This window comes from Pseudomonas lurida, assembly GCF_013522705.1.
In the GTDB taxonomy this organism is placed as follows: Bacteria; Pseudomonadota; Gammaproteobacteria; order Pseudomonadales; family Pseudomonadaceae; genus Aquipseudomonas; species Aquipseudomonas quebecensis.
Genome location: NZ_JAAMRE010000029.1, coordinates 41308 through 66598, shown reverse-complemented (window position 1 = coordinate 66598; position 25291 = coordinate 41308). Strand labels below are relative to the sequence as shown.

The 25291-nt window shown below is 59.6% G+C and carries 23 protein-coding genes and 1 pseudogene; 8 read left to right on the top strand and 16 right to left on the bottom strand.

The window, feature by feature from the left end; genetic code table 11:
* The 4 genes from tauA to G7025_RS21120 all read right to left on the bottom strand — a co-directional run bounded on the left by tauA (window position 1) and on the right by G7025_RS21120 (window position 5674).
* A complete protein-coding gene (gene tauA, locus G7025_RS21135) occupies window positions 1–978 on the bottom strand; it encodes a taurine ABC transporter substrate-binding protein (protein ID WP_181081035.1) in 978 nt (325 codons plus the stop codon).
* A gap of 190 nt (window positions 979–1168) precedes the next feature.
* Entirely contained in the window at window positions 1169–2752 is a 1584-nt protein-coding gene (gshA, locus tag G7025_RS21130) for a glutamate--cysteine ligase (protein WP_181081034.1), read from the bottom strand.
* Between the two features lie 214 nt (window positions 2753–2966).
* Window positions 2967–3350, bottom strand: a complete 384-nt coding sequence (locus G7025_RS21125) for a PaaI family thioesterase (RefSeq protein ID WP_181081033.1) — start codon at window positions 3348–3350, stop codon at window positions 2967–2969.
* Window positions 3350–5674, bottom strand: coding sequence for a Tex family protein (locus G7025_RS21120; protein WP_181081032.1), 2325 nt, complete (start codon window positions 5672–5674; stop codon window positions 3350–3352). The genes G7025_RS21125 and G7025_RS21120 overlap by 1 nt, the downstream gene beginning before the upstream one ends.
* Before the next feature lie 356 nt (window positions 5675–6030).
* Here G7025_RS21120 and ompR point away from each other — a divergent pair, with 356 nt between their 5' ends.
* Window positions 6031–6771: an osmolarity response regulator transcription factor OmpR gene (ompR, locus tag G7025_RS21115; protein ID WP_181081031.1), complete on the top strand. Its 741-nt coding sequence runs from the start codon at window positions 6031–6033 to the stop codon at window positions 6769–6771.
* A gap of 117 nt (window positions 6772–6888) precedes the next feature.
* The gene (locus tag G7025_RS21110) at window positions 6889–8202 is read left to right on the top strand and encodes an ATP-binding protein (RefSeq protein WP_181081030.1); all 1314 of its coding nucleotides are present in this window, start codon (window positions 6889–6891) and stop codon (window positions 8200–8202) included.
* A 96-nt stretch (window positions 8203–8298) separates the two neighbouring features.
* On the opposite strand, the gene rimK is transcribed toward G7025_RS21110, so the two are convergent.
* Genes rimK through rimA form a run of 3 tightly spaced genes read right to left on the bottom strand, consistent with a single transcriptional unit; the run spans window position 8299 to window position 10476 of the window.
* Window positions 8299–9204 (bottom strand): 30S ribosomal protein S6--L-glutamate ligase, encoded by a 906-nt coding sequence (gene rimK, locus G7025_RS21105; RefSeq protein ID WP_003171022.1) that lies wholly within the window; start codon window positions 9202–9204, stop codon window positions 8299–8301.
* Window positions 9201–9683, bottom strand: a complete 483-nt coding sequence (rimB, locus tag G7025_RS21100) for a retropepsin-like aspartic endopeptidase RimB (RefSeq protein WP_005783815.1) — start codon at window positions 9681–9683, stop codon at window positions 9201–9203. Before rimB ends, rimK begins: the two co-directional genes overlap by 4 nt.
* 13 nt (window positions 9684–9696) lie before the next feature.
* Complete coding sequence (rimA, locus tag G7025_RS21095) at window positions 9697–10476, bottom strand: S6 modification regulatory phosphodiesterase RimA (protein ID WP_181081029.1); 780 nt, start codon at window positions 10474–10476, stop codon at window positions 9697–9699.
* Window positions 10477–10592: 116 nt separating this feature from the next.
* Here rimA and G7025_RS21090 point away from each other — a divergent pair, with 116 nt between their 5' ends.
* A complete protein-coding gene (locus G7025_RS21090) occupies window positions 10593–11000 on the top strand; it encodes an RNA-binding S4 domain-containing protein (protein ID WP_181081028.1) in 408 nt (135 codons plus the stop codon).
* Window positions 11001–11069: 69 nt separating this feature from the next.
* On the opposite strand, the gene G7025_RS21085 is transcribed toward G7025_RS21090, so the two are convergent.
* Window positions 11070–11873 (bottom strand): phosphatase PAP2 family protein, encoded by an 804-nt coding sequence (locus G7025_RS21085; protein ID WP_181081027.1) that lies wholly within the window; start codon window positions 11871–11873, stop codon window positions 11070–11072.
* Between the two features lie 104 nt (window positions 11874–11977).
* Between G7025_RS21085 and hslO the strand changes: the two genes are divergently transcribed.
* Together hslO and G7025_RS21075 are read left to right on the top strand one after the other, a co-directional pair.
* Complete coding sequence (gene hslO, locus G7025_RS21080; protein WP_181081026.1) at window positions 11978–12880, top strand: Hsp33 family molecular chaperone HslO; 903 nt, start codon at window positions 11978–11980, stop codon at window positions 12878–12880.
* A 179-nt stretch (window positions 12881–13059) separates the two neighbouring features.
* On the top strand, window positions 13060–14601 hold the full coding sequence (locus G7025_RS21075) for a phosphoenolpyruvate carboxykinase (RefSeq protein WP_181081025.1): 1542 nt from the start codon (window positions 13060–13062) through the stop codon (window positions 14599–14601).
* A gap of 103 nt (window positions 14602–14704) precedes the next feature.
* Here G7025_RS21075 and G7025_RS21070 read toward each other — a convergent pair whose 3' ends face one another.
* The 5 genes and pseudogenes from G7025_RS21070 to G7025_RS21055 all read right to left on the bottom strand — a co-directional run bounded on the left by G7025_RS21070 (window position 14705) and on the right by G7025_RS21055 (window position 17335).
* Entirely contained in the window at window positions 14705–15061 is a 357-nt protein-coding gene (locus G7025_RS21070) for a DUF1493 family protein (RefSeq protein ID WP_181081024.1), read from the bottom strand.
* 277 nt (window positions 15062–15338) lie between these two features.
* Window positions 15339–15809: a hypothetical protein gene (locus tag G7025_RS21065; RefSeq protein ID WP_181081023.1), complete on the bottom strand. Its 471-nt coding sequence runs from the start codon at window positions 15807–15809 to the stop codon at window positions 15339–15341.
* Window positions 15810–16065: 256 nt separating this feature from the next.
* A pseudogene (locus tag G7025_RS26850) lies at window positions 16066–16254 on the bottom strand (hypothetical protein); the annotation flags it as partial.
* Window positions 16255–16565: 311 nt separating this feature from the next.
* Entirely contained in the window at window positions 16566–17165 is a 600-nt protein-coding gene (locus tag G7025_RS21060; protein WP_181081022.1) for a putative adenosine monophosphate-protein transferase Fic, read from the bottom strand.
* On the bottom strand, window positions 17165–17335 hold the full coding sequence (locus G7025_RS21055) for a YhfG family protein (RefSeq protein WP_080761377.1): 171 nt from the start codon (window positions 17333–17335) through the stop codon (window positions 17165–17167). The genes G7025_RS21060 and G7025_RS21055 overlap by 1 nt, the downstream gene beginning before the upstream one ends.
* Window positions 17336–17510: 175 nt before the next feature.
* On the opposite strand from G7025_RS21055, the gene G7025_RS21050 reads away from it, so the two are divergent.
* The 3 genes from G7025_RS21050 to G7025_RS21040 all read left to right on the top strand — a co-directional run bounded on the left by G7025_RS21050 (window position 17511) and on the right by G7025_RS21040 (window position 21318).
* Window positions 17511–18686 carry a tetratricopeptide repeat protein gene (locus G7025_RS21050; protein ID WP_181081021.1) on the top strand — a complete coding sequence of 392 codons (1176 nt, stop codon included), beginning with the start codon at window positions 17511–17513 and terminating at the stop codon, window positions 18684–18686.
* Between the two features lie 239 nt (window positions 18687–18925).
* Window positions 18926–20863 (top strand): RecQ family ATP-dependent DNA helicase, encoded by a 1938-nt coding sequence (locus G7025_RS21045; RefSeq protein ID WP_181081020.1) that lies wholly within the window; start codon window positions 18926–18928, stop codon window positions 20861–20863.
* Between the two features lie 23 nt (window positions 20864–20886).
* Window positions 20887–21318, top strand: a complete 432-nt coding sequence (locus G7025_RS21040; RefSeq protein ID WP_181081019.1) for an acyl-CoA thioesterase — start codon at window positions 20887–20889, stop codon at window positions 21316–21318.
* Between the two features lie 65 nt (window positions 21319–21383).
* Here the strand turns inward: G7025_RS21040 and G7025_RS21035 are convergent, their stop codons facing one another.
* From G7025_RS21035 to fdhD, 3 genes are all read right to left on the bottom strand, one after another.
* Window positions 21384–21863, bottom strand: coding sequence for a glycine zipper domain-containing protein (locus G7025_RS21035; protein ID WP_181081018.1), 480 nt, complete (start codon window positions 21861–21863; stop codon window positions 21384–21386).
* Window positions 21864–22070: 207 nt separating this feature from the next.
* Window positions 22071–24419, bottom strand: a complete 2349-nt coding sequence (locus tag G7025_RS21030; RefSeq protein ID WP_181081017.1) for an FdhF/YdeP family oxidoreductase — start codon at window positions 24417–24419, stop codon at window positions 22071–22073.
* A complete protein-coding gene (gene fdhD / locus G7025_RS21025) occupies window positions 24416–25252 on the bottom strand; it encodes a formate dehydrogenase accessory sulfurtransferase FdhD (protein ID WP_181081016.1) in 837 nt (278 codons plus the stop codon). The genes G7025_RS21030 and fdhD overlap by 4 nt, the downstream gene beginning before the upstream one ends.
* Window positions 25253–25291 lie beyond the last annotated feature (39 nt).

Sequence of the window (25291 nt, the reverse complement as noted above, 5' to 3'; positions counted from 1 at the left end):
TCAGTGAGTGATGAACTGTGCGCTGATGTAGGGGGCGTAGTCCGGCAGCACGGCGTCGACTTTGCCTTGTTCCTTGAGGAACACCGCCGTATCGGTCACAGCCTGGGTGGTCGGTGCGCCGAGCAGGCCCACCTGGTCAGCGGCCAGCGGGTAGACGTTGCCTTGCAACAGCAGCGGGATGTCACTGGCCTTGGCCCCGGAAAGCTTCACCAGTTTGTCGATGTTGCTCGTGTCGGCCAGCCAGGCCTGCGGGTCTTTGCGGTACGCCGCGTAGGCGTCCAGCGTGACCTTGGCGAAGGCCGTGACGATTTCCGGGTGCTTCTGGGCAAAATCCTTGCGCACGATCCACGCATCGAAAGTCGGCGCACCGAGCTTGGCCAGTTCGCCGGAAGTGATCAGCACCTTGCCGTTCTCCTTGGCCACGCCCAAGGCTGGGTCCCATACGTAAGTGGCGTCGATATCACCGCGCTTCCAGGCCGCGATGATCGCCGGCGGGGCCAGGTTCAGGATGGTCACTTTCGACGGGTCGATGTTCCAGTGCTTCAACGCGGCCAACAGGCTGTAGTGGCCGGTGGAAACGAAGGGCACAGCGACTTTCTTGCCGATCAGGTCCTGCGGGCCGTTGATCCCGGAACCATTGCGCGCCACCAGCGCTTCGGCGCCGCCGATCTGGGTGGCAACGAGAAAAGTCTGCACCGGCACCTTGCGTGTGATCGCAGCGGTCAGTGGGCTGGAGCCGAGGTAACCGATCTGCACGTCGCCGGAGGCGATGGCGGCGATGATGTCGGCGCCGTTGTCGAATTTGCGCCAGTCGATCTTGGCGTTGGTGGCTTTTTCATACGCGCCGTCGGCCTGGGCAACTTTGGCCGGATCTACGGTGGTCTGGTAAGCGATGGTCACATCCGCCGCCTGGGCGAACAGGCTGGCACCGACCAGGGACAACACGGCCAGGAGGCGCAGAGGGGTTAACAGTTTCAAGGGGAAGCTCCTCAATCAGGCGGCCGAGGGTCGGCGTGTGAGGAGACTAAATGATCTAAGAATTCGAAAATAAATAACATTTTCGAATTAGCTTATGGACGAAAGGTTGAGGCGAATCTGGAGATGGATGAGGGCAAATGTGGGGAGGGGGCAATCCCCCTCTCACATTTTGCGCCGGGTTCGGCTTCAGTTAGTTGCTGATGGCGAGAATGCTCGCCTGGTACGACCCGACAAACACATCAAAATCGCCCACTTCGTTCTGCTCCAGCTCCGCCTGCTGTGCCAGCGACGCGCGCGCCAGTTCTTCAAAACGTGCCTGTTCCTCGGCCGCCAGCGGCTCTTTGCGGAAATACTCGGCATGCAGCTCGCTCTGGTGCAGGGAAAACTGCGCGAAACTCTCTTTGCGCTCGGCCATCGCTGCCAGCACCTGCGCCGACGGCGTCAGGGACGGGTCCTTGACCTTCGCCAACTGGGCGTCCAGCGCCTGGCTGTGTTCGGTGATGCCGTGGCTTTCATCGAGCAGGGCGGCCAGCGGCGCGATCTGTTCCAGCAACTCGGCGGCCCATTCCTTCATGTCCACGGCCTGGCCCTGACGCTGCAATTGCAGGCCTGGGCGGCGACCTTCCTTGACCACGCTGAGGAAGTTGGAAGTAGCGTTGCCACATTCGTTGTTGGCGAACAGCGGGCTGTCATTGAGCGCGCAGTACAACAGGAACGCGTCGAGGAACCGCGACTCCGGCAGGTCGATGCCCATCGGCAGGAAGGGGTTGATGTCCAGGCAGCGCACTTCGATGTACTGGATGCCCCGCGCCATCAGCGCCTGGATCGGCCGTTCGCCGGTGTAGGTCACGCGCTTGGGGCGGATATTGGAGTAGTACTCGTTTTCGATCTGCAGGATGTTGGTGTTGAGTTGTACCCACTCACCGTCCTTGTGCGTGCCGATTTCGACGTACGGCGCATAAGGCGTTGCCACTGCTTTGCGCAGGCTGTCGGTGTAACTGGCCAGGTCGTTGTAGCACGGCGTCAGGCCGGCCTGAGCGTTACTCTGGTAACCCAGGTCACTCATGCGCAGGCTGGTGGCGTAAGGCAGATAGAGGGTGTCGGCGTCGAGCGCTTCCAACTGGTGCGAGCGACCGCGAAGGAACCCCGCATCCAGGGCCGGCGAGGCACCGAACAGGTACATCAACAGCCAGCTGTAGCGGCGGAAATTACGGATCAGCGCGATATACGCATCGGACTGGAATTCGCGGTCGGTGCCGACAAAGCCTTCGGCTTCCTTGAGCAGCGGCCATAATTTTTCCGGCAGCGAGAAGTTGTAATGGATTCCGGCGATGCACTGCATGGTCTTGCCGTAACGCAGCGCCAGGCCCTTGCGGTACACATACTTGAGCTGTCCGATATTGGAGGTGCCGTAGTAAGCAATCGGAATATCTTCCTCGGCCGGCAACGGGCACGGCATCGAGGGGCTCCACAGGTATTCGCTGCCCAGCTTGGTGTAGGCAAAGCGGTGGATTTTTTCCAGGCTGCTCAGGGTGTCGGCCGGGTTGGGCAAGGCTGGCGTGATGAACTCCAGCAGCGACTCCGAATAATCGGTGGTGATCTGCTCGTGGGTCAACGCAGCGCCCAGGGCTTCGGGGTGCGGCGTCTGCGCCAGGCGACCTTCACCTGTGACACGTAGGCATTCGCGCTCGATGCCGTGCAGGCACTGCTCTAGCAGGGAGAGGTGTTCGCGCTTGCCGAGCAGGGCCAGGCGGCGGTTGAGAAGTTCGCTCAAGTTGGATTCCTTCACGCGTCAGTCGCCCCAATATGGGGGTGGGCAGGACGGTCTACAAGGGTGAAGTTAAAACTGGCGTGATCGCCTGGTTTTGAGTCAAGTTGACCCGCTTTGGAAAAGCCTACTTCATTCCATGAATTGGGCTATAGCGCAGCAAGAAAATTCCGACGCTGTTAGCGCAGCGCCGAAATTAACTCAAATCAGGGGCGGGGAGCTATAGGACAGCGAACGTGCCCTGTGCTTTTGCGACAAGTTTTTCGCCCTCGTACACATCCGCCTCGACCACCAATGTGCGACGACCTGCGTGAATGATGCGGCTGGTGCACAGCACTTCACCTTCCTCCACGGCGCGAATGTAATTGATCTTGCATTCGATGGTCGCGCTCTGCTGGTCGAAACCATGGGCGCTGGAACAGGCCAGTCCCATGGTGATGTCCACCAGGCTGAATATCGCCCCGCCATGCAGCTTGCCTGCGCGGTTGCGCAGCTGCGGCGCCAGGCTCAGGGCCACCTCGGCAACGCCCGGTTCCAGACGTTGCAGGCGGCAGCCGATCAGCTCGCTGAAGGCGCTCTGCGCCAGGCCTGCGGGGATGTCCATCAACGTTTCTTCAACTGTTTGGCGTTGGCGAACAACGAGGCCATGGCATTGTTGCTCGGCGCTGCCGTGGCGGTTTCCTTGCGCGGTGTGCTGTTCTGCGACGAACGCGCAGCGGAGCCAGGGCGTGCGCCACGGGCACCGTCGATTTTTTCGCCGGGGGTGTCGCTCATGCGCATCGACAGGCCGACGCGTTTGCGCGGGATGTCGACTTCCATGACCTTGACCTTGACCACGTCACCGGCCTTGACCGCTTCGCGCGGATCCTTGATGAATTTCTCCGAAAGCGCGGAAATATGCACCAAACCGTCCTGATGCACACCGATGTCCACAAAAGCGCCGAAGTTGGTGACGTTGGTCACCACACCTTCGAGGATCATGCCCGGTTGCAGGTCCTTGAGGTCTTCGACACCGTCCTGGAATTCTGCTGTCTTGAACTCGGGGCGCGGGTCGCGGCCCGGTTTTTCCAGCTCTTGCAGGATGTCGGTAATGGTCGGCACGCCGAAGGTTTCGTCGGTGTACTTCTTCGGGTCCAGGCGCTTGAGGAACGCGGCGTCGCCGATCAGCGAGCGGATGTCGCGGTCGGTCTCGGCGGCAATTCGCTGCACCAGCGGGTAGGCTTCCGGGTGGACCGCCGAGGCGTCCAGCGGGTTGTCACCGTTCATGACGCGCAGGAAACCGGCGGCCTGCTCGAAGGTTTTTTCACCCAGGCGTGCGACTTTTTTCAGCGCTGCGCGGGTCTTGAATGCGCCGTTTTCATCGCGGTGGTTGACGATGTTCTGCGCCAGGGTGGCGTTAAGGCCGGAAATTCGCGCCAGCAGCGCCACCGAAGCGGTGTTCACGTCCACACCCACGGCGTTTACACAGTCTTCGACGACCGCATCCAGGCCGCGTGCCAGCTTTAACTGCGACACGTCGTGCTGGTACTGGCCGACGCCGATGGATTTAGGGTCGATCTTCACCAGTTCGGCCAAGGGGTCCTGCAGGCGACGGGCAATGGAGACCGCGCCACGGATCGATACGTCGAGGTCCGGGAATTCCTTGGAAGCCAGCTCCGACGCCGAATATACCGACGCGCCCGCTTCGGAAACCATGACTTTGGTCATCTTCATGGCTGGGTATTTTTTGATCAGTTCGGCGGCCAGTTTGTCGGTTTCGCGGCTGGCGGTGCCGTTGCCGATGGCGATCAGGTCGACCGAATGCTTGGCACACAGGGCGGCGAGGATCGCGAGGGTCTGGTCCCACTTGTTGTGCGGCACGTGCGGGTACACGGTGGCGTGGTCCAGCAGCTTGCCGGTGGCGTCGACCACGGCGACCTTGCAACCGGTGCGCAGGCCAGGGTCCAGACCCAGCGTGGCGCGCGGACCGGCCGGGGCAGCCAGCAGCAGGTCGTGCAGGTTGTGGGCGAATACGTTGATCGCCTCGGTCTCGGCACCGTCGCGCAGCTCACCCAGCAGGTCGGTTTCCAGGTGGGTGTAGAGCTTGACCTTCCAGGTCCAGCGCACCACTTCACCGAGCCATTTGTCCGCAGGGCGGTTTTGATTCTGGATGCCGAATTGTTGACCGATCATGCCTTCGCACGGGTGCATGGTGCCTGGCAGTTCATCGCCGACCTTGAGCGAGGAGCTGAGAATGCCTTCGTTGCGGCCGCGGAAAATGGCGAGGGCACGATGGGACGGCATGCTCTTGAGCGGCTCGTCGTGTTCGAAATAGTCACGGAACTTGGCGCCTTCTTCCTCTTTGCCGGCGATCACACGAGCACTGAGAATGGCTTCCTGCTTCAAATAGTTACGCAGCTTTTCCAGCAGGCTGGCGTCTTCGGCGAAGCGTTCCATGAGGATGTACTTGGCACCCTCCAGCGCGGCCTTGGTGTCGGCGACGCCTTTTTCGGCATCGACAAAGCGCGCGGCTTCGGTTTCCGGGGTCAGCGACGGGTCGTTGAACAGGCCGTCGGCCAACTCGCCGAGGCCGGCTTCCAGGGCGATCTGGCCTTTGGTGCGGCGCTTCTGTTTGTATGGAAGGTAAAGGTCTTCGAGGCGGGTCTTGGTGTCCGCAAGCTTGATGTCGCGCTCCAGTTGCGGGGTCAGCTTGCCCTGTTCCTCGATGCTGGCGAGGATGCTGATACGCCGTTCGTCGAGTTCTCGCAGGTAGCGCAGGCGCTCTTCCAGATGCCGCAATTGGGTATCGTCGAGGCTGCCGGTCACTTCTTTACGGTAACGGGCAATAAAGGGCACCGTGGAGCCTTCGTCCAGTAGCGCGACGGCCGCTTCGACCTGTTGTGGGCGTACACCGAGTTCCTCGGCAATGCGGCTGTTGATGCTGTCCATAAAACCACCTGAAATTCTGAAAAGCAGCTCGCGAGCCCGGAAAACAAGGCCTTGCGAGACTGGTTGAGCGGCCCGACCGGCGCCGCTGCCTGGGTCAAAGGCAGCCTATTGACCCTCGAAATCGAAAAAATCACGACAAGCGGGTGAAAAAAGCCCTGCAGTAAACGGTAACGATCTGACGTTGCCCTGCACGAAGGCGCGGCATTATAACCGGCGTTCTGCCCTTGGGGGGTACTGTGCCAGGAGGTTGTAGGGCGCGGGTTCGCTGGCAGTAGAGGAAAAATCTGCTAACAATGCACACGGTGCGTATAACGGCAGCTAGGCCATAATGCGCGCCGAGATAAGAGGAGCATCCAATGAGCAGCACTGCACACACTGCTGAAGGCGAAAAAATTCTCATCGTTGATGACGATCCGGGGCTGAGCAGCCTGCTGGAGCGTTTCTTCAACTCCAAAGGCTATCGAGCCCGCGCGGTACCGAATACCGAGCAGATGGACCGCCTCCTGGGGCGTGAAGTGTTCAATCTTGTCGTGCTCGACCTCATGCTGCCCGGCGAAGACGGCCTGACCGCCTGCAAGCGCCTGCGCGGTGCCAACAACCAGATTCCCATCATCATGCTCACCGCCAAGGGCGACGAGCTTAGCCGCATCAAGGGGCTCGAACTGGGCGCCGATGACTACTTGGCCAAGCCGTTCAATCCCGATGAGTTGATGGCGCGTGTCAAAGCGGTCCTGCGTCGTCAGGCACCGGCGGTGCCGGGCGCTCCGGGCAGTGAAGACGAGAGCGTCACGTTTGGCGATTACGAGCTGTCGCTGGCGACCCGCGAGCTCAAGCGCGGCGAAGAAGTGCACATGCTGACCACCGGCGAATTCGCCGTGCTGAAGGCGCTGGTCATGAACGCGCGTCAGCCGCTCACGCGTGACAAACTGATGAACCTGGCCCGTGGTCGCGAGTGGGACGCGCTGGAGCGTTCCATCGACGTACAGATCTCACGTTTGCGCCGGATGATCGAACCGGACCCGTCCAAACCGCGTTATATCCAGACGGTGTGGGGTGTGGGGTATGTGTTCGTGCCGGATGGCACTGCTACAAAGTGATCAATGACTTGCAGGTGCGGGCATCCTGGCGTTTGACTCCATAAAGGTCGACGGGATGCCTGGCGTCTGCAATTCTGCGAGCGCCGCTCATTCCTGCAAGGTGTCCAGCTGTCCTCTATGAAAACCCCGCTGTGGTTCCCGCAAAGTTTCTTCTCCCGCACCCTTTGGCTGGTGCTGATCGTCGTTCTGTTTTCCAAGGCGCTTACCCTGGTTTATCTGCTGATGAACGAGGACGTGCTGGTGGACCGGCAATACAGCCATGGTGTCGCGTTGACGCTGCGTGCCTATTGGGCCGCCGACCCCGAGAATCGCGAGAAGATCGCCAAGGCCGCCACGCTGGTGCGCGTGGCCGGTGCCGGGGTGCCGGAAGGCGAGCAGCACTGGCCCTACAGCGAGATCTACCAGCGGCAGATGCAGGCCGAACTGGGGGAGGACACCGAAGTACGGTTGCGCATGCATGTATCGCCCGCATTGTGGGTACGTGCGCCAAGCCTGGGCGAGGATTGGATGAAGGTGCCGCTGTATCCGCACCCTTTGCGCGGGCAGAAAATCTGGAACGTGCTGGGTTGGTTCCTGGCCATTGGGCTGCTTTCAACCGCGTCCGCGTGGATCTTCGTGCGCCAGCTCAACCAGCCGCTCAAGCGTCTGGTGTTCGCTGCCCGGCAACTGGGCCAGGGCCGCAGTGTGCGCTTACCAGTCAGCGATACGCCCAGTGAAATGACTGAGGTGTACAGCGCCTTCAACCAGATGGCGGAGGACGTCGAACAGGCCGGCCGCGAACGCGAGCTGATGCTGGCCGGCGTGTCTCACGACTTGCGCACGCCGTTGACGCGACTGCGCCTGTCCCTTGAGTTGATGGGCAATCCTACCGACCTGACAGATGACATGGTCCGCGACATTGAAGACATGGACGCGATCCTCGACCAATTCCTGGCGTTTATCCGTGATGGCCGTGACGAAATGGTCGAGGAAGTCGACCTGACCGAGCTGGTGCGTGAGGTCGTCGCGCCCTATAACCAGAACGGCGAGCAGGTGCGCATGCGCCTGCAGCCGATCCAACCGTTCGCGCTGCGGCGCGTGTCGATGAAGCGCCTGTTGAACAACCTGATCGGCAACGCCCTCCATCACGCCGGTTCGGATGTGGAAGTGGCAGCGTACGTGTCCGGGGACAGCACTGCCCCGTATGTGGTGCTGAGCGTGATGGACCGCGGCACCGGCATTGATCCTGCGGAGCTGGAAGGTATCTTCAACCCGTTCACCCGAGGGGATCGTGCACGTGGCGGCAAGGGGACGGGCCTGGGCCTGGCGATCGTGCGACGGATTGCTTCGATGCATGGCGGCAATGTCGAGTTGCGTAACCGCGAAGGCGGCGGCCTGGAAGCGAGGGTGCGCTTGCCGCTTGGGCTGATGCTGCCAAGAGATGCGGTATAGAGACAGCGGCAAGTTTCAAGCTTTAAGCCGCAAGCGAAAGGCCGACAGCTTTTGCCCTTTCTTGCAGCTTATCGCTTGAAGCTAACAGCGGCGTCCCTAACCCTTGCCCTTTGTCCTGGTCATATTCGGCCCGCCGTTTTTTTCCAGATGCTGGATGATGATCCCCGCCACATCCTTGCCGGTGGTGGTCTCGATACCTTCCAGGCCGGGTGAGGAATTCACCTCCATCACCAGCGGCCCATGATTGGAACGCAGGATATCCACCCCCGCTACCGCCAAGCCCATCACCTTGGCCGCCCGCAGCGCGGTCATGCGTTCTTCCGGGGTGATCTTGATCAGGCTGGCACTGCCGCCGCGGTGCAGGTTGGAGCGAAACTCACCCGGCTTGGCCTGGCGCTTCATGGCGGCGATGACTTTGTCGCCCACCACGAAGCAGCGGATGTCCGCCCCGCCGGCTTCCTTGATGTATTCCTGCACCATGATGTTCTGCTTGAGGCCCATGAAGGCCTCGATCACCGACTCGGCCGCGGTGGCGGTTTCACACAGCACCACGCCGATGCCTTGCGTGCCCTCTAATACCTTGATCACCAGCGGTGCGCCGTTGACCATTTCGATCAAGTCCGGGATGTCGTCGGGCGAATGGGCAAAACCGGTGACCGGCAAGCCGATGCCCCGGCGAGACAGCAATTGCAACGAGCGCAGTTTGTCCCGCGAACGCGCAATGGCAACCGATTCGTTCAGCGGGAATACCCCCATCATTTCAAACTGCCGTAAAACGGCGCAGCCATAGAACGTCACCGATGCCCCGATACGCGGGATGACCGCGTCAAATCCCTCAAGAGGCTTGCCCCGGTAGTGAATTTGCGGCTTGTGGCTGGCAATGTTCATGTAGGCACGCAACGTGTCGATCACCACCATTTCATGGCCACGTTCAGTGCCGGCCTCGACCAGGCGGCGGGTGGAATACAGACGCGGGTTTCGCGACAGCACAGCAATCTTCATGCAGCACCTGGGGCAGAAATAGTAGAGACCGGGAACACCGGCTTGTCTTGAACGTACTTGACGCCGGGATTGACCACCAATTGGCCGTCGATCAGCGCCTTGGAGCCCAGCAACAGGCGGTAACGCATGGCTTTGCGGCAGGCCAGGGTGAATTCCACCCGCCATACCCGATCACCCAACGCCAGCGTGGTGCTGATCACATAACGCACCTGCGCATGGCCGTTGGAGCTCTTGATGGTTTTCATCGTCACCAGGGGCGCTTCACAGCGACGATGGCGCAGTTGCACAACGCTGCCCAGGTGTGCGGTAAAACGCACCCACTTTTCGCCGTCGCGCTCGAATGGCTCGATGTCAGTGGCGTGCAGGCTGGAAGTGCTGGCACCCGTATCGATCTTCGCGCGCAGCCCTGCCACTCCCAGGTCGGGAAGGGCCACCCACTCACGCAGACCCACAACGGTCAAATGGTCAAATGTCTTCAATATGGGTAACCGGTCAATTCGCCCAGGCCTGGGAAGGAATCTCGGCCAAAGCATTGAATGCGGGCCTGGCGAACCAATAGCCTTGCATCAGAAATATTCCACAGTCGGACAGGAAGTCTCGCTCCCCGGCACTTTCGATACCTTCGGCGATGACAGTAACGCCCAACTGCTCACAGATTGTGACAATCCCCCGAACGATTACCTGGCGGACGCGATCCTTGTCGACATCGCGAATGAGCGCCATATCAAGCTTGATCAAGTCAGGTTGGAAATCGGCCAGCAGATTCAGCCCCGAATAGCCCGCGCCGAAATCGTCGATGGCGGTCTTGAAGCCGAATTGGCGGTATTCACGCAGAATATTGGTCAAATGGCGATAGTTATCTACGTGCTCGCTCTCCAGTGTTTCGAAAATCAGCCGGTCCAGCGGAAAATTGTGCGCGCGTGCAGCCTCCAGCGTGCTGCGAATACACAGCTCCGGGCGATACACGGCATTGGGCATGAAGTTGATCGACAGGTGAGTGTGCATCCCCAGCGCCGCAGCGCCTGCAATGGCTTGGGTGCGGCAGCGCTGGTCGAAGCGATAGCGATTGCTTTCGTTGACCTGCTGCAGCACCGACAGTGCGCCTTCGCCATTGACGCCGCGCACCAGCGCTTCGTTGGCGAAGATCGAATGGTCCCGCAGGTCTACGATAGGTTGGTAGGCGAACGCGAAATCGAACCCGAGGGGCTCGCTCTGCTGGCAGCCCACGCACCGTTGGCCCGGCGAGGTGAGTGAAATGGGGAAGTCGGTCACGGCGTATCCTCGCGAAAACGGGGTGCTACCTGGCGTATCTTAGGTGAGCCTTGGGATTTATGCGTCGAAGGGTTTCAACGGTAAAGTTGCGACATTTTTCAAAGCGAGGAATTCAAGTGGCTCAAAAGCAGGAAGAGGAAGAAAAGGTCCGTTTGGACAAGTGGCTATGGGCGGCGCGTTTTTTTAAAACACGCGCCTTGGCCAAGGCCGCCATTGAGAGCGGCAAGGTGCATCATCGAGGCGAGCGCTGTAAACCGGGCAAAGAGCCACGTGTCGGTGATGAGTTGCAGATTCGGATAGGTTTTGACGAGAAGACCGTCGTGGTCCAGGCACTTTCCATCGTGCGCCGTGGCGCACCCGAAGCACAGGCGCTGTACACCGAAACCGAAGCGAGCATTGCCAAGCGCGAAAATGCGGCAGCCATGCGCAAGGCGGGTGCCACCGGGATGACCACTGATGGCAAGCCGAGCAAGAAACAGCGCCGCGATTTGTTCAAGTTTCGCGGCAGCGGCAGTGATGACTGATTGCGTACAACCCTCGTTAAGACGCGGTCAATGTGGGGGGAGCAAGCCCTCCACATTAGGCCTGCGGCGTTAAGAGGCTGTGCGCATGACGCTCAATCGACCAATCAATGGCAGTTTACCAAGCAACCTGAACAACGGTGCTGTCACCCGCATCAACACCCCCGACACCTTCGCCGCAAACGGCGTGTAGTACCCCCAGCCTAATGCCAGCAGTGCCAGCAGCACACCGCCGATATAGTCGTCCTGGCCCCAGTGCGCGCCGGCGACCAGGCGCGGCATCATGAACAACAACGCCAAGCCCCAAATGACCAGTATCTGGCCGACGCGCTTGGCAAATACGCTCATGAACATCCCCCAGATCAGCAGCACTGAGGCATGATCACCCGGAAAACTTTGGCTTGAGCGGTCCTTCAATTCCCAGGTTTTTTCCAGGCCGGGGAAATAATCGCTCATCTGAATGGCGCCGCTGATCACCATCGACGGGCTACTGTGCTGCCAACCCATCTGCGCCGCGAGCTTGGAAAACAGCATGCGGATAAATAGCAACAGCAGCAGAATGCCGATGAAACCGAAAAACGCCTGGCGTACCTGCAACGCCTTGAATACCCAGTCGCCGCGAATGAGCAGGGCCAGCAGAATCACACCGACCACTGCATCGAACGGGCGCAGGCTTGCCACGGCCCATAGATGCAGCCAGGCTGAGCTGCTGGCCAGTGGATCATTGAGCAGATGGAACAGCCATTCGTCGAAAGCCACGCAGAGCATCTGCCCCGTGGGCCACAGCCAGAAACACAGCAGCCCGACGGCGATCAGATTGCACAGCGCCCACCCCCCGAGGTTCCACTTGGCTTGGAACAAACCCGGATTGTTCATAAACTGTCCCTCTTCGCTCTGTGAAATCGCACCAATTTGGTGCCAAAGCGTTTAATTTTATAAACTTTGTAACCATTTTGTCATCACTTCAGATACCCAGACCTATGACTGATTTGCCGCATAACGACTTCACCCAACGCTTCATCTTCGACGACAGCGACGCGCGCGGCGAACTGGTGTCGCTGGAGCTCAGCTATGCCGAAGTCCTCGCCAAGCACGCTTATCCAGAACCGGTCGCGCAACTGCTGGGCGAACTGATGGCCGCGGCGGCTTTGCTGGTGGGCACCATGAAGTTCGATGGTTTGCTGATCCTGCAGGCGCGTTCCGAAGGCCCGATTCCGCTGTTGATGATCGAATGTTCCAGCGAGCGCGACATTCGCGGCCTGGCCCGCTACGACGCCGCCCTGATCGCCGCGGACGCAACCTTGTCGGATCTGATGCCCAACGGCGTATTGGCGCTCACCGTCGATCCGACTCAGGGCCAGCGCTACCAGGGCATCGTCGACCTCGATGGCAAGACATTGTCGGAATGTTTCACCAACTATTTCGTAATGTCCCAGCAGGTGGGCACCAAGTTCTGGCTCAACGCCGACGGTAAACGCGCCCGGGGCATGCTGTTGCAGCAATTGCCGGCCGATCGCATCAAGGACGAGGACGATCGTGCGGAAAGCTGGCGCCATACCATCGCCCTGGCCGACACCCTGAAAGCCGAAGAGCTGCTGGGCCTGGACAACGAAACCATTCTCCATCGTCTGTACCACGAGGAAGCCGTGCGGCTGTTTGACGCGCAGGGCCTGCGCTTCCGTTGCAGCTGCTCCCGCGAGCGTTCGGCGAACGCCTTGGTCAGCCTGGGACTGGAAGATGCGCAGAATCTGGTGGTGGAACACGGCGGCAATATCGAGATCGACTGCCAATTCTGCAACCAGCGCTATCTGTTCGATGCCGCTGATGTCGCCCAATTGTTCGCTGGCGCAGGCGTCGACACCCCTTCCGGTACCCGACACTAAAACGTTTAAGCACAGGTAAATCACCTGTCGATTGCCGTATTAGCGCTGTTCTGACGGGAGGGCCCTACTCTTTTTGGGCTTTTCTGGCATAATCCGGCCCACTTTTTTCGCGGTAGTAGTGCGCAACTTTCTACTACAAAACGTTTGGAGCACTCGGCCATAGGCCGACGGGGAACCTCATGACGCAAGCCAACAACGCCGTATACACCGATCTGAGTGTTGACGATCTGGTTAAAGAAGCCCTGCAGCGCGGTGAAGGCGTGCTTGCCGATACGGGTGCGCTGGTTGTAGAAACCGGTCACCGCACCGGCCGTTCGCCAGTCGATCGTTTCATTGTTGAAGAGCCTTCCACCCAGGACGCCATTGCCTGGGGCCCGATCAATCGCAAGTTCCCGGCCGACAAGTTCGACGCCCTGTGGGCGCGTGTCGAAGCGTTCAACAATGCGCAAGAGCATTTCGTTTCCCACGTTCATGTAGGTGCTTCGGCAGACCACTACCTGCCCGTGAAAATGACCACCCAGACTGCCTGGCAGAACCTGTTCGGTCGTTGCCTGTTCATCAACCCGGCCCAGTACAACCCTGCTGGCCGTGACGAATGGCAAGTGCTCAACGTGGCCAACTTCGAGTGTGTGCCGGAGCGTGACGGCACCAACTCCGACGGTTGCGTGATCCTCAACTTCGCCCAGAAAAAAGTGCTGATCGCCGGTATGCGTTACGCCGGTGAAATGAAGAAAGCCATGTTCTCGGTGCAGAACTTCCTGCTGCCGGCCGCCGATGTGCTGCCAATGCACTGCGCCGCCAACATCGGCGAAGCAGGCGACGTGACCCTGTTCTTCGGTCTGTCGGGTACCGGCAAGACCACCTTGTCCGCCGACGAAAGCCGTTACCTGATCGGCGACGACGAGCACGGCTGGGGCGAAGGCGTTGTGTTCAACATCGAAGGCGGTTGCTATGCCAAGTGCATAGACCTGTCCGAGAAGAACGAACCGGTTATCTGGAAAGCCATCAAGCACGGCGCGGTGCTGGAAAACGTGGTGATCGACGAGGCCAGGCACGCCGACTACACCAATGTGAGCCTGACCCAGAACAGCCGCGCCGCCTATCCGCTGGAGCACGTTGCCAAGCGTTCCGAGAAAAACCTGGGCGGCGAGCCTAACGCGGTGATCTTCCTGACCTGCGACCTGACTGGCGTACTGCCGCCGGTGTCGATCCTCAGCGAAGAGCAAGCGGCCTATCACTTCCTGTCCGGCTACACCGCACTGGTGGGCTCGACCGAAATGGGTTCGGGCAGCGGCATCAAGTCGACCTTCTCCACCTGCTTCGGCGCACCGTTCTTCCCACGCCCGGCCGGTGAATACGCAGAGCTGTTGATCAAGCGCATTCGTGGTTTCGGCTCGAAGGTCTACCTGGTCAATACCGGTTGGACCGGCGGCGGCTACGGTGTCGGCAAACGCTTCAACATCCCGACCACGCGCGGCGTGATCGCAGCGATTCAGAGCGGCGCATTGATCGGTGCTGAAACCGAACACCTCGACACCATCAACCTCGACGTGCCACTGGCCGTACCGGGCGTTGAGACCGGCTTGTTGAACCCACGTAACACCTGGGCTGACAAGGCCGCTTACGATGAAGCAGCGAAGGCCCTGGCTGGTCTGTTCATCGAGAACTTCAAGAAGTTCGAAGTGAGCGATGCGATCAAGGCTGCGGGTCCGAAGTTGTAAGATTCGGCCGCTGTGAAAAAGCCGCCCCTTTGTGGGCGGCTTTTTTATGGGCGGCGTCAGGCTGAAGCGGATATCCGTGTCGGAAGGCTAAGTGTTTTAGCGCTCAGCTCAGATTTTCCAGGGTCTGCGTGTCCCAGCTGTGAGTTTTGATGGCCAAATAGAGCATACCGATAGTCAGTGGGACCTTGTCGCCATGCCCTTTGCTGCGACGCTTGAGGAACACGTCAAAGACCGGCGGGTTGAAGTAGCGATAAGTGTCGTAGTCGCCCAGGTCGAGGGCGAACTCCTGCTCCAGTTTTTCCATGAGCTGCTTGGCTTCACTGCCGTCACAGCCCAGGTCGAAATTAAGTGAGGTTTGCAGGCGGATGGTCTTGTGTTTCGGCAGGCCGATTTCTTCGTGCAGCAGCTGCAGGAGTTGCTGCATCACGGGGTCTTCGGGGAGGTTCGGGGCGAGGTTCATGGTGGGGGCACGCAGGAGTGGATGAAGGGGCTGGTTGCGTTGGAGGCGGTATTTGTTTCGAGTGATGAAGAGCGCCAAGCCTATTAAGAATACAAAGACAGGTAGCAGGGGCATTCTGAGGATCACCGCTACATAGGGTAGTAGGAACGTCAAAATAAGGCCTATTGTAATAAATGTGACTGCGAAGTGCTTTCTGAGCATGGGGTCTGTGATTTGGTAGTGCAGCACCAAATAGATAATGAGAAAGGAAGCGGATTGAAGGTAAAGGGCCATGTCACTAAGACTCGTCTGAGTAGACATGCATTGAGAGTGTTGACCGCTGAGGTCCTATGCCTCCTCTCACACTGGCATCCAGACCGATGATGATGTCTCCAGCGTGATATCTACGAAGCTTGCCGGAAATCGAATCTCCAACGAAGCCCGCGGTTACGGTTGAAATGGCAATCCCCGATGCTTTAACCGCTCCGGAGATTATGTTTTTGATGAGCACGTTTTGGTCGTTTAACCGATCGGCCTGATTCCGTCTCAAAGGATGGGAAATCGCGACCGCCATTTTGCTTGGCAAGTCTCTGGCCAGCATTTTTTCGTACAGCCCACTTATCTGATCGCGCACTTGTCGCGCTGCCGTTTTTGTTTCAAGCAGGCATAGATTGGCCAAAGCATGCCGATTGTCAGGCACTACAGTGAAGCGAATCACTGTGAAGATGACGCCATAGTGGCCGATGTGTTGAGTCCTTTCGATGTTCACAGGTTTCTGCCGAGAAAGTTGAGACCGCGCTATTTTCATTCAGCTACGGGTAACTTCTGTAGAGGGTCAAGCGGGTGTTTGGAGCAGTTTGGGAAGGGGATGTCGCTGTGTTTGGAGGTTTCCTACAACCGTTTCCGGAATTTGTGGTTTGTAGGAGCGAGCTTGCTCGCGAAAAACTCAAGGACGCCGCGTTTCTTCTGGTTTGCCGCGCCATCGTTGACGATTTTCGCGAGCAAGCTCGCTCAAAGCGTGTTGCTTAGATTTGCGGTTGTTCGGGTTGCAGCTGTACATGTTGCGCCGCTTCCAACAAATCACAGCCGTCCTGGACGAGCAGGTACAAGGCGTTGGTGATGTGGGAGATGTCTTTGAGGTTGGCGTGTTCGAAGGTCAGGCAGGAGAAGGTTTCCAGCAGGTCCGTAGCTGCGCGGATGCGTTGGTGGGCGGCGGACTGTGTCCAGGTTGGTCAACCGGCAGGGATCACCCGGCACGCCCGAAGGCGTCCCAAACACAGCCGCCATGAAGCGTATGGGCACGTAAGTGCCTACGACATCTGAGGGTGCGTATGCGATCTCTGTAATCGGTGACCAAACCCGATCGCTGATTTTGCAGCGAGGGGCGAACTATAGGTGGGTGCGGTGCAATGGTGCAATACAGGCAAAGGCTGTTTCAGATCGTTCCCACGCTCCCGCGTGGGAATGCATCCCGTGACGCTCTGCGTCACCCGTGCCGAGGACCCACGCAGCGCGTGAGGAACGATCACTGCCTTACAGGCCTGCTGATACACCGCTCAAAAATCGCCTCCAACCCCCGATAATCACACGCCACCGCATCAATATTCGCCGGTATCCACGCCGCGTGTTTGACCAGCCACCAGTTCACTGAAAACCCTGCATTGACGATGATTTGCTCGAACAAAATCCGCTGCGCCCGGCCGTTGCCTTCGCGGAACGGGTGGATCACGTTGAGGTCGCCATACGCCTCGGCAACCTGCGTCACCAGTTCGGCTTGGCTCGCGCCCACAAACCAGTTTGCATCTTCCATGTGCCGAATGATCTTCGCCGCTTCCGGTTGGATGCGTTCCGGGGTGCAGAACAGGGTGTCGCCTTTTCGGATGTTGACGCTGCGCAGTTCACCGGCCCAGTCGTAGATGTCGCCGAACAGCGTCCGGTGGATGTACTGCAGGCGTTCGAGGTCGTAGGGCGGCGGGAAGAGCGGGAGGCTGCCTACCGCGATTTCGGATAGTTCCCGCTCGGCCTGGTGCAGGCGTTGTTCGTCGAGCAAATCGAGGCGGTTGCGCAGGACGCTGCTACCGGGGTAGCAGTACGGGTCCTGGCCCACCCCGTATTTGTCGAGCATCAGCGTGGAGTGTTGCGGTACTTGGCAAGCACGGCTTCGCGGGTCGGCAGGGGTTTGTCGACATCGGCCGGTTGGGTCTCGAACCCTTCCAGGCGCAGGCTGGCCAGGTAATTGGAGCGACGGATCTTGTGGTAGTGATCCTGTTTTTGCTCAAACGTCAGTTCGCTCATTACAGCGTCCTCCTGGGTGGCAAGGCTTGATTGTAGCTCAATGCGTCAGCGGAAAGGCGGGATAAAAACCACGTCACATTTTGTATAAATACTCCGCTATGAGGCTGAATTCAGCGTATGTTTCAACGCAAAATCTTGTAGGGCGATTCCGCCCATCATTTAAAGGGAGTTAAGCATGAGTTTGTTTCGTGTCGCTTCGGCGATGTCATTGTGTGCGGTGGCTTTTTCCGTTCAGGCCGAGCAGTTGCCGATTGAAGTGCTCAGCGCGGTGGTCAAGGATCAGAAAATCGCCGATGCCGAAGTATTGCTGCAGCGCAATGGTGCGCAGAACGTGGTGGGCCGCACCAACGCCCAGGGCCAAGTGACCCTGACCAGCGAAGCCGCCGATGATGCGAGCAACCTGTTGATCATCAAGAAGCCGGGCTATTCCAACCTGGTGGTCAAGTGCCCTTGCGCAGGCATGACCTATGCCATCAGCCCGGTCATGGAAAACCTTGACGGGCTGCGCGTCGTGCTGACGTGGGGCAAGACCCCGGAAGATCTCGACTCCCACATGATTTTCCCGGGCAATAACATTTATTTCGAAAACAAGCAGGGGACTGACGCCGAGTTGGACGTGGACGACGTCGACAGCTATGGCCCGGAAACCATCACCCTGCAGAAAAAACACTACGGCGAAAGTTATGTATATGCGGTGCATGACTTCACCAATATCGCCAATCCGAGTTCACGCCAGTTGTCGAACAGCGAAGCCAAAGTGTTCGTGTACATGGGCCAGTCGCTGGTGCGCACTTACTACGTGCCGAAAAACCGTAGCGGCAACCTGTGGACGGTATTCCGCATGACCGGCAGCGGCGACTTCCAGGACATCAATACCTTCAGCGGTGTAAAGGTGGACGCCAAGGATGTGCTCAACGAAGTCAAACCGTTGCTGGATGACAGCGTTGCCGTGACCGCCGTGGCCGTCAGCTCCTCCGCACAAGCGGACGCGAAACGTCTGAACGTGCAAGGTGAAGCGGCCTACCAAGCCGGCAATCTGGATCAGGCCATCGAGTTGTTCCGTCAGGCGATCGATCTGGACAACGGCTTCGGCAAAGCCTACGGCAACCTTGGCCTGGCTTATCAGAAGGCCGGTAACACCGCCGAGTCGATCTGGGCCAATCGTAAGGCCGTCGCCTTGGCCACTGGCGCGAATGCAGCGACCGTGCGTGCCGGTGCCTACTACAACATTGCGCGGATCTACGAAGCGGCGGGGCAGTTTGCGGATGCGTTGCGTCATTACCAGCTAGCCAAGGAACAGAAGGCCAACCCGGTGTATGACACGGCGATCGAGCGGGTGCGGAATCGCTGATTCAGCTGCAGTGCAGTTTTGAAAATGTGGGAGGGGCTCCCGATAGCCCCTCCCACCTTTGGGTTGGAGTGTTCCTACAGCCACAGTCGAACTCGTCGAACTCGTCGAACTTGGCCCAAGGCCATTGCTGCACCCTGTGTATCATCCTGTCTCTTTTTTCCATGTGACCTTTCTCGATTCGCTGAACTGACTGGGCTACGTTTTTAAGCCACCTTCAGCGGTCAATGGAGTGACAGCCTATGCACGACACCCTCCAGCAGGTCTTTGGTTATCCACAGTTTCGTTTGGGTCAGGAAGAAACGGTCAACGCCGTACTGGCCGGCCGTTCGGCTGCGGCCATTTTCCCTACGGGGTCGGGCAAGTCCCTGTGTTATCAATTGTCGGCGGTACTGCTGCCGCACCTGACGCTGGTGGTGTCGCCGCTGTTGGCGCTGATGCAGGATCAGTTGGGCTTCCTGCAACGCCACGGTATTTCAGCAGGCAGTATCGATTCGGCGCAAAGCCGAGAGGATGCCAATGATGTGATGGCCCGGGCGCGTTCCGGCGAACTGAAAATCCTGATGATTTCCGTGGAGCGCTTGAAGAACGAACGCTTTCGCAACTTCCTGCAAAGTGTGCAGATCTCGTTGCTGGTGGTGGATGAGGCGCACTGTATTTCCGAATGGGGCCACAACTTCCGTCCGGACTATCTGAAGCTGCCGGATTACCAACGCCAGTTCAAGATCCCACAAGCGTTGCTGTTGACGGCGACAGCGACGCCCAAGGTGATCGCCGATATGCAGGCCAAGTTCGCCATTGCGCCGGACGACGTGGTCACCACGGGCTTCTATCGACCGAACCTTAATTTGCTGGTCGAACCGGTCAACGGTGCAGACAAGCGCCGCCGTCTTGTGCAGTGGATGAGCGAGCGGGCCAACCAGCCGAGCATCGTCTACGTCACCCTGCAGAAAACCGCCGAGCAGATTGCCGAGCATCTGAACCGTAACGGCATCCAGGCCGAGGCCTATCATGCCGGCTTGCCCCACGATAAACGCGAAGGTATCCAGCAGCGCTTCATGGACGGGCGCTCCAATTGCATTGTGGCCACCATCGCGTTCGGGATGGGCATCGATAAAAGCGATATCCGTAATGTTGTGCACTTCGACCTGCCCAAGTCCATCGAGAACTACAGCCAGGAAATCGGCCGCGCCGGGCGTGATGGCCAGCCTTCGGACTGCCTGGTGCTGGCCAACCGCGACAGCCTCAATGTGCTGGAGAACTTCGTCTACGGCGACACGCCTGAGCAGGAGGGTATTCGCCGCGTGCTCGAAGACTTGCAGGCGGCGCGTAGCGAGGGGCAGTGGGAGTTCCTGCTGAGGTCGCTGTCGGATCACAGCAATATCCGCGAGCTACCGCTCAAGACGCTGCTGGTGCAACTGGAGCTCAAGGGCGTGATCGCGCCGCGCTACGCGTTTTACGCGGAATACCGCTTCAAGTATCTGGTCGACCCCGAGGCTTTATTGGCGCGCTTCGCCGGTGAGCGGCAACAGTTTGTCGCGGCGATCATCCAAGTGTGCAAGCGCGCGAAAACCTGGGCCACGGTGGATTTCGATGCGCTTTACCAGCAGCACAACGCCGAGCGCAGCCGGGTGGTGAAGGCGCTGGATTACTTCCAGGAACAGGGGCTGATCGAGCTGGAAAGCAAGCAGATGACGGAGGTCTACAGCCTGCTGAATACCGATTTTGACCCACAGCGGTTGAGCGCCGAGTTATACACAGGCTTCATGCAGCACGAGGTGACGGAGGTGGCGCGGATTCACGCCATGCTCGATCTGTTCGCCACCGAGCACTGTCTGGGCCAGCGGCTGGCCCATTATTTTGGTGATGAAAACGCGCCGCAACGCTGCGGGCATTGCTCGGTGTGCCACGGGCATGTCGCGCATCTGCCGGCACCGCCGGGTCTGCCGCCGCTTGTGGATAAAAACTTCATGGGGCTGTGCGGTGATTTTATCCACAGGCATCATGAACATACCGGCCAACTGCCCGGCGCTGAACGGCTGACGCGTTTCCTGGGAGGTATCAGCGTACCGTTGTTTACCAAGTTAAAGGCGCGGGGCATTCCGGGTTTCGCTGCGCTGGAAGACTACCCCTACGCCGACGTACGCGAATGGGCCGAGGCTCATTTGCATGACCTGTAACTTCCCTTTCATGAGAGGTATCCATGCCTGACTCAGTGCCGCAACGCGCCGATTACCCTCACTTCCAGTCGATCATCACGCGCTGGCACGACAACGATGTGTACGGCCATGTGAACAACGTCACCTACTACAGCTTTTTTGACACGGCGGTGAATACCTACCTGATTGAACAGGGCGGGCTGAATATCCATGACGGGGAAGTGGTCGGGTTTGTGGTCAGTTCGGCGTGCGATTACTTTGCGTCGATTGCTTTCCCGGAGCGCATTGATATCGGCCTGCGCGTGGGCAAGTTGGGCAACAGCTCAGTGCAATACGAGTTGGCGGTATTCAAGGCAGGCGAGCAGGAAGCCTGTGCGGCGGGGCGTTTTGTGCATGTGTTCGTGGACCGGGGGACAAACCAGCCGGTGACGATTCCGGGAGTGCTACGCGAGGCATTGCAGAGGTTGGTGGCCTGACCGAACAAGCCGATGTGGGAGGTGGCAAGCCCCTCCCACAGGGGTGTTGAGGTGTTCTTTAGAGCTTAGCGGTGACGGTAGTGATGTTTGTTCTTGCGATGCCCGTAGGCGTGACCGCGGCCTGGGTGATCGTCACGATAATAGCGACGGTCGTCGCGACCACGATAACCACGGTCATCGTCGTCGCTCTTGTTGCCCATATAGTTGCCCAATGCACCACCCGCGCCACCGCCGGCTGCGGAGCCGACCAGTGCACCTGTGCTGCCGCCGACGCTGCGGCCCACAACGTTACCGCCGGCTGCGCCCAGTGCGCCGCCAATGGCTGCTTCGCCACGGCTGCGTTTGTCGGCGCCGACCGCGCTGCCGCCCGCGCCGCCGAGGGCTGCGCCGATCGTCGAACCGGTGTTGCCGCCCAGCTGCTGGCCGACGACAGAACCTAGAACCCCGCCCAATGCGCCGCCCACACCGGCTTCGGTGGTGCCACCGGCCATGGCTGCGCCACTGACCAGGCCAAGGGACAACAAGAGAATCGAGGAGAACTTCATTCGGGAAACCTCAAGGGGATGACGGCGCGATCCTGAGGCTGTATTGACATTGTGACAATAGAAATCCGACCAGTAACACGAGTTGTACACAATTCTCTAAGTTACTGTTTTAACTATGGAACTTAAGTGATTTTTACGAGTCATTAGCTACTTCGGAACGGCCGCTTTTATATAAAAGCGGCCTTTTTTTGTGTCCGAAATGATCGGTCAAGCCGACCGCGACAGGATCAAACCGCTCTCGCTCGCCGCTTCCAGGCGGATCGCCACAAACTTCGACGTTGGCGTATGGCTGCCGTCGCCTGTGCTTTCGAGCGGCACCAGCGGGTTCACTTCCGGGTAATAAGCCGCTGCCTGCCCCGCTGGAATATCAAATGCCAGCAAAGTGAAGCCCTTCACCCGGCGCTCGCGTCCATCCTCCCACAACGACACAATGTCGGCCTTCTGTCCTGGCTTGAAGCCCAGTCGGATAATGTCGGCTTCGTTGACGAACAACACGTCACGCTGCCCCTTGACCCCACGGTAACGGTCGTCCAAGCCATAAATGGTGGTGTTGTACTGATCGTGGGAACGCATCGACTGCATGATCAAATCCGGCACGCGCCCTGTGGCGTGGGTGCGTTCGTGGATCAGATCCTTGGGCAGCACGTTCGGGCGGAAGCTGGCGCGGCCCGATGGGGTGTTCCAGCGGCGCGCACCTGCGGAGTTACCCAGATAGAAACCGCCCGGGTTTTTGATCTTCTCGTTGAAGTCCTTGAAGCCGGGGATGGTGTCGGCGATCAGGTCGCGGATGCGTCGGTAGTCCGCTACCAGCCAGTTCCAATCGACCGGCTGGCTGCCCAGGGTCGCGGCGGCGATGCCGGCCAGAATCGCCGGCTCGGATTTCATCAGGCTCGACAGCGGCTGCAATTGACCATTGGAGCCGTGGACCATGCTGAACGAGTCTTCCACCGTCACCGCTTGCGGGCCTTCGGCCTGGATATCGATGTCGGTACGGCCCAGGCACGGCAGGATCAGCGCTTCTTTGCCGTGCATCAGATGGCTGCGGTTGAGCTTGGTGCTGATCTGCACGGTCAGGTCGCAGTTGCGCAGCGCTTGGAAGGTGCGCGTGCTGTCCGGCGTGGCTTGGGCGAAGTTGCCGCCCAGGCCGATAAACACCTTGGAGCGGCCCTCCAGCATGGCGTGGATCGCTTCGACCACGTTGTGGCCGTTGGTGCGCGGCACCTGGAACTGGAAGCGGCGCTCCAGCGCATCAAGGAACGCGACCGGCGGGCGCTCATTGATGCCCATGGTGCGGTCGCCCTGCACGTTGCTGTGACCACGTACCGGGCACAGGCCTGCGCCCGGACGGCCGATATTGCCGCGCAGCAGCATCAGGTTGGCGATTTCCTGAATGGTCGGCACCGAGTGGCGGTGCTGGGTGATACCCATCGCCCAGCACATGATCACGTTCTTGCCTTTGGCGTACATGCGCGCCGCCTGCTCGATTTCCACCAGGGACAGGCCGGATTGCTCGACGATCTCATCCCATGAGGTGTCGTCGATCCTGGCCAGGTAATCCAGCACGTTGGCGGTATGTTCATTGAGGAAGTCGTGGTCGAACACGGCTTCCTTGCCTTCGGCCTGGGCCTGGCGTTCCCACAACAGCAGGAACTTGGCCATGCCGCGCAGGATGGCCATGTCGCCGCCCAATGCCGGGCGGAAATACGCGGTATTGGTCGGCTTGTCGCCGTTGGTGAGCATTTCCAGCGGATGCTGCGGATGCTGGAAGCGTTCCAGGCCGCGCTCCTTGAGTGGGTTGATGCACACCACCTGGGCGCCGCGCTTTACCGCCTCGCGCAAGGGTTCGAGCATGCGCGGATGGTTGGTGCCAGGGTTCTGGCCCCAGACGAAGATCGCGTCGGCATGTTCAAAGTCATCAAAGGTCACCGTGCCTTTGCCGACCCCCACGCTCTGCGCCAGGGCCACGCCGCTGGCTTCGTGGCACATGTTCGAGCAGTCCGGGAAGTTGTTGGTGCCGTAGGCGCGTACAAAGAGTTGATACAGGTACGCGGCTTCGTTGCTGGCGCGTCCGGAGGTATAGAACTCAGCCATGTCCGGGCTGGGCAGGGCATTGAGATGCTTGCCGATCAGATCGAAGGCCGCTTCCCAACTGATGGGTTTGTAACGGTCGCTTGCGGGGTCGTAGCGCATCGGCTCGGTCAGGCGGCCCTGATATTCCAGCCAGTAGTCGCTCTGCTCCAGCAAGGCGGTGACGCTGTGTTTGGCGAAGAATGCACCATCCACGCGGCGCTTGGTGGCTTCCCAGTTGACCGCCTTGGCGCCGTTTTCGCAAAACTTGACCATGCCGCTTTCCGGCGAGTCGCCCCAGGCGCAGCCTGGGCAGTCGAAGCCGCCGTTCTGGTTGGTCTTGAGCATCATGCGCAGGTTTTTCAACGCGTTGTCGCTGGTCAGCCAGGCATGGGCGACGCTGATCAGCGCGCCCCAGCCGCCGGCCGGGCCTTTGTATGGCTTGTAGCGCGGGGTCGGGGTTTGGTCGGCTTGATGATGATTGCTCATGGCTGGTTCTCCATCGCAGGGCTGTAAACCCGCGGCGCACTTTTCTGCGGCAGGTGGATGAGATTGAGGTTGTGTCGGCGGGCCCATTGCAGGGCCAGGCCGGTGGGCGCCGACAGGCTGACCAGGGTCTGGATGCCCGCGCGCAGGACTTTCTGAATCAGTTCGAGGCTGCAACGGCTGGTGACAATCGCCACGCCACCGTCGGTTGGGATCTGTTGGCGGATCAACGCGCCGATCAACTTGTCCAGGGCGTTGTGCCGGCCGATATCTTCGCGGCCCAGCAACAATTCGCCCCGGTTATTCATAAAGACCGCCGCGTGCACCGCACCGCTGTGCTGGCCCAGGGGCTGGAAAGCGCTGATGCGGTGACGCAGGCCATCGAGCCACTCATCGGGCGGCAGAGGCGCGCCGGGCAGCACTGGCAGATCCGGCAGGGCTTGTTCCACGGCTTCTACGCCGCACAGGCCGCAGCCGCTGGTGCCCGCCAACTGGCGGCGCTGTTGCTTGAGGTTCCAGAACGCGCGATTGGAAATCTGCACGTGGGCGTACTGGGCCGAGCCCGAGCCACTGAGTTTCAGGTCATACATGTCACTGATGTCAGCGATGATGCCGCTGCCCAGGCTGAAACCGACGATAAAGTCTTCCATATCGGTCGGGGTCACCAGCATCACGGCCTGGCTGATGTCGTTATAGGCGATCGCCAGCGCCACTTCTTCGGCCAGCGCGGTGCTGTCCACGTTTGTGCGGTCAAGCGTGCAGTATTGATAGCTCTGGCTGGCCGACGCGGGCGCATCTGCTGCAGGCGCCGCGCAGGTTGGGCGCTGGGCGTTCATGGGGCGATACCACCGACGGATTGATCAGTGGTTAGACTA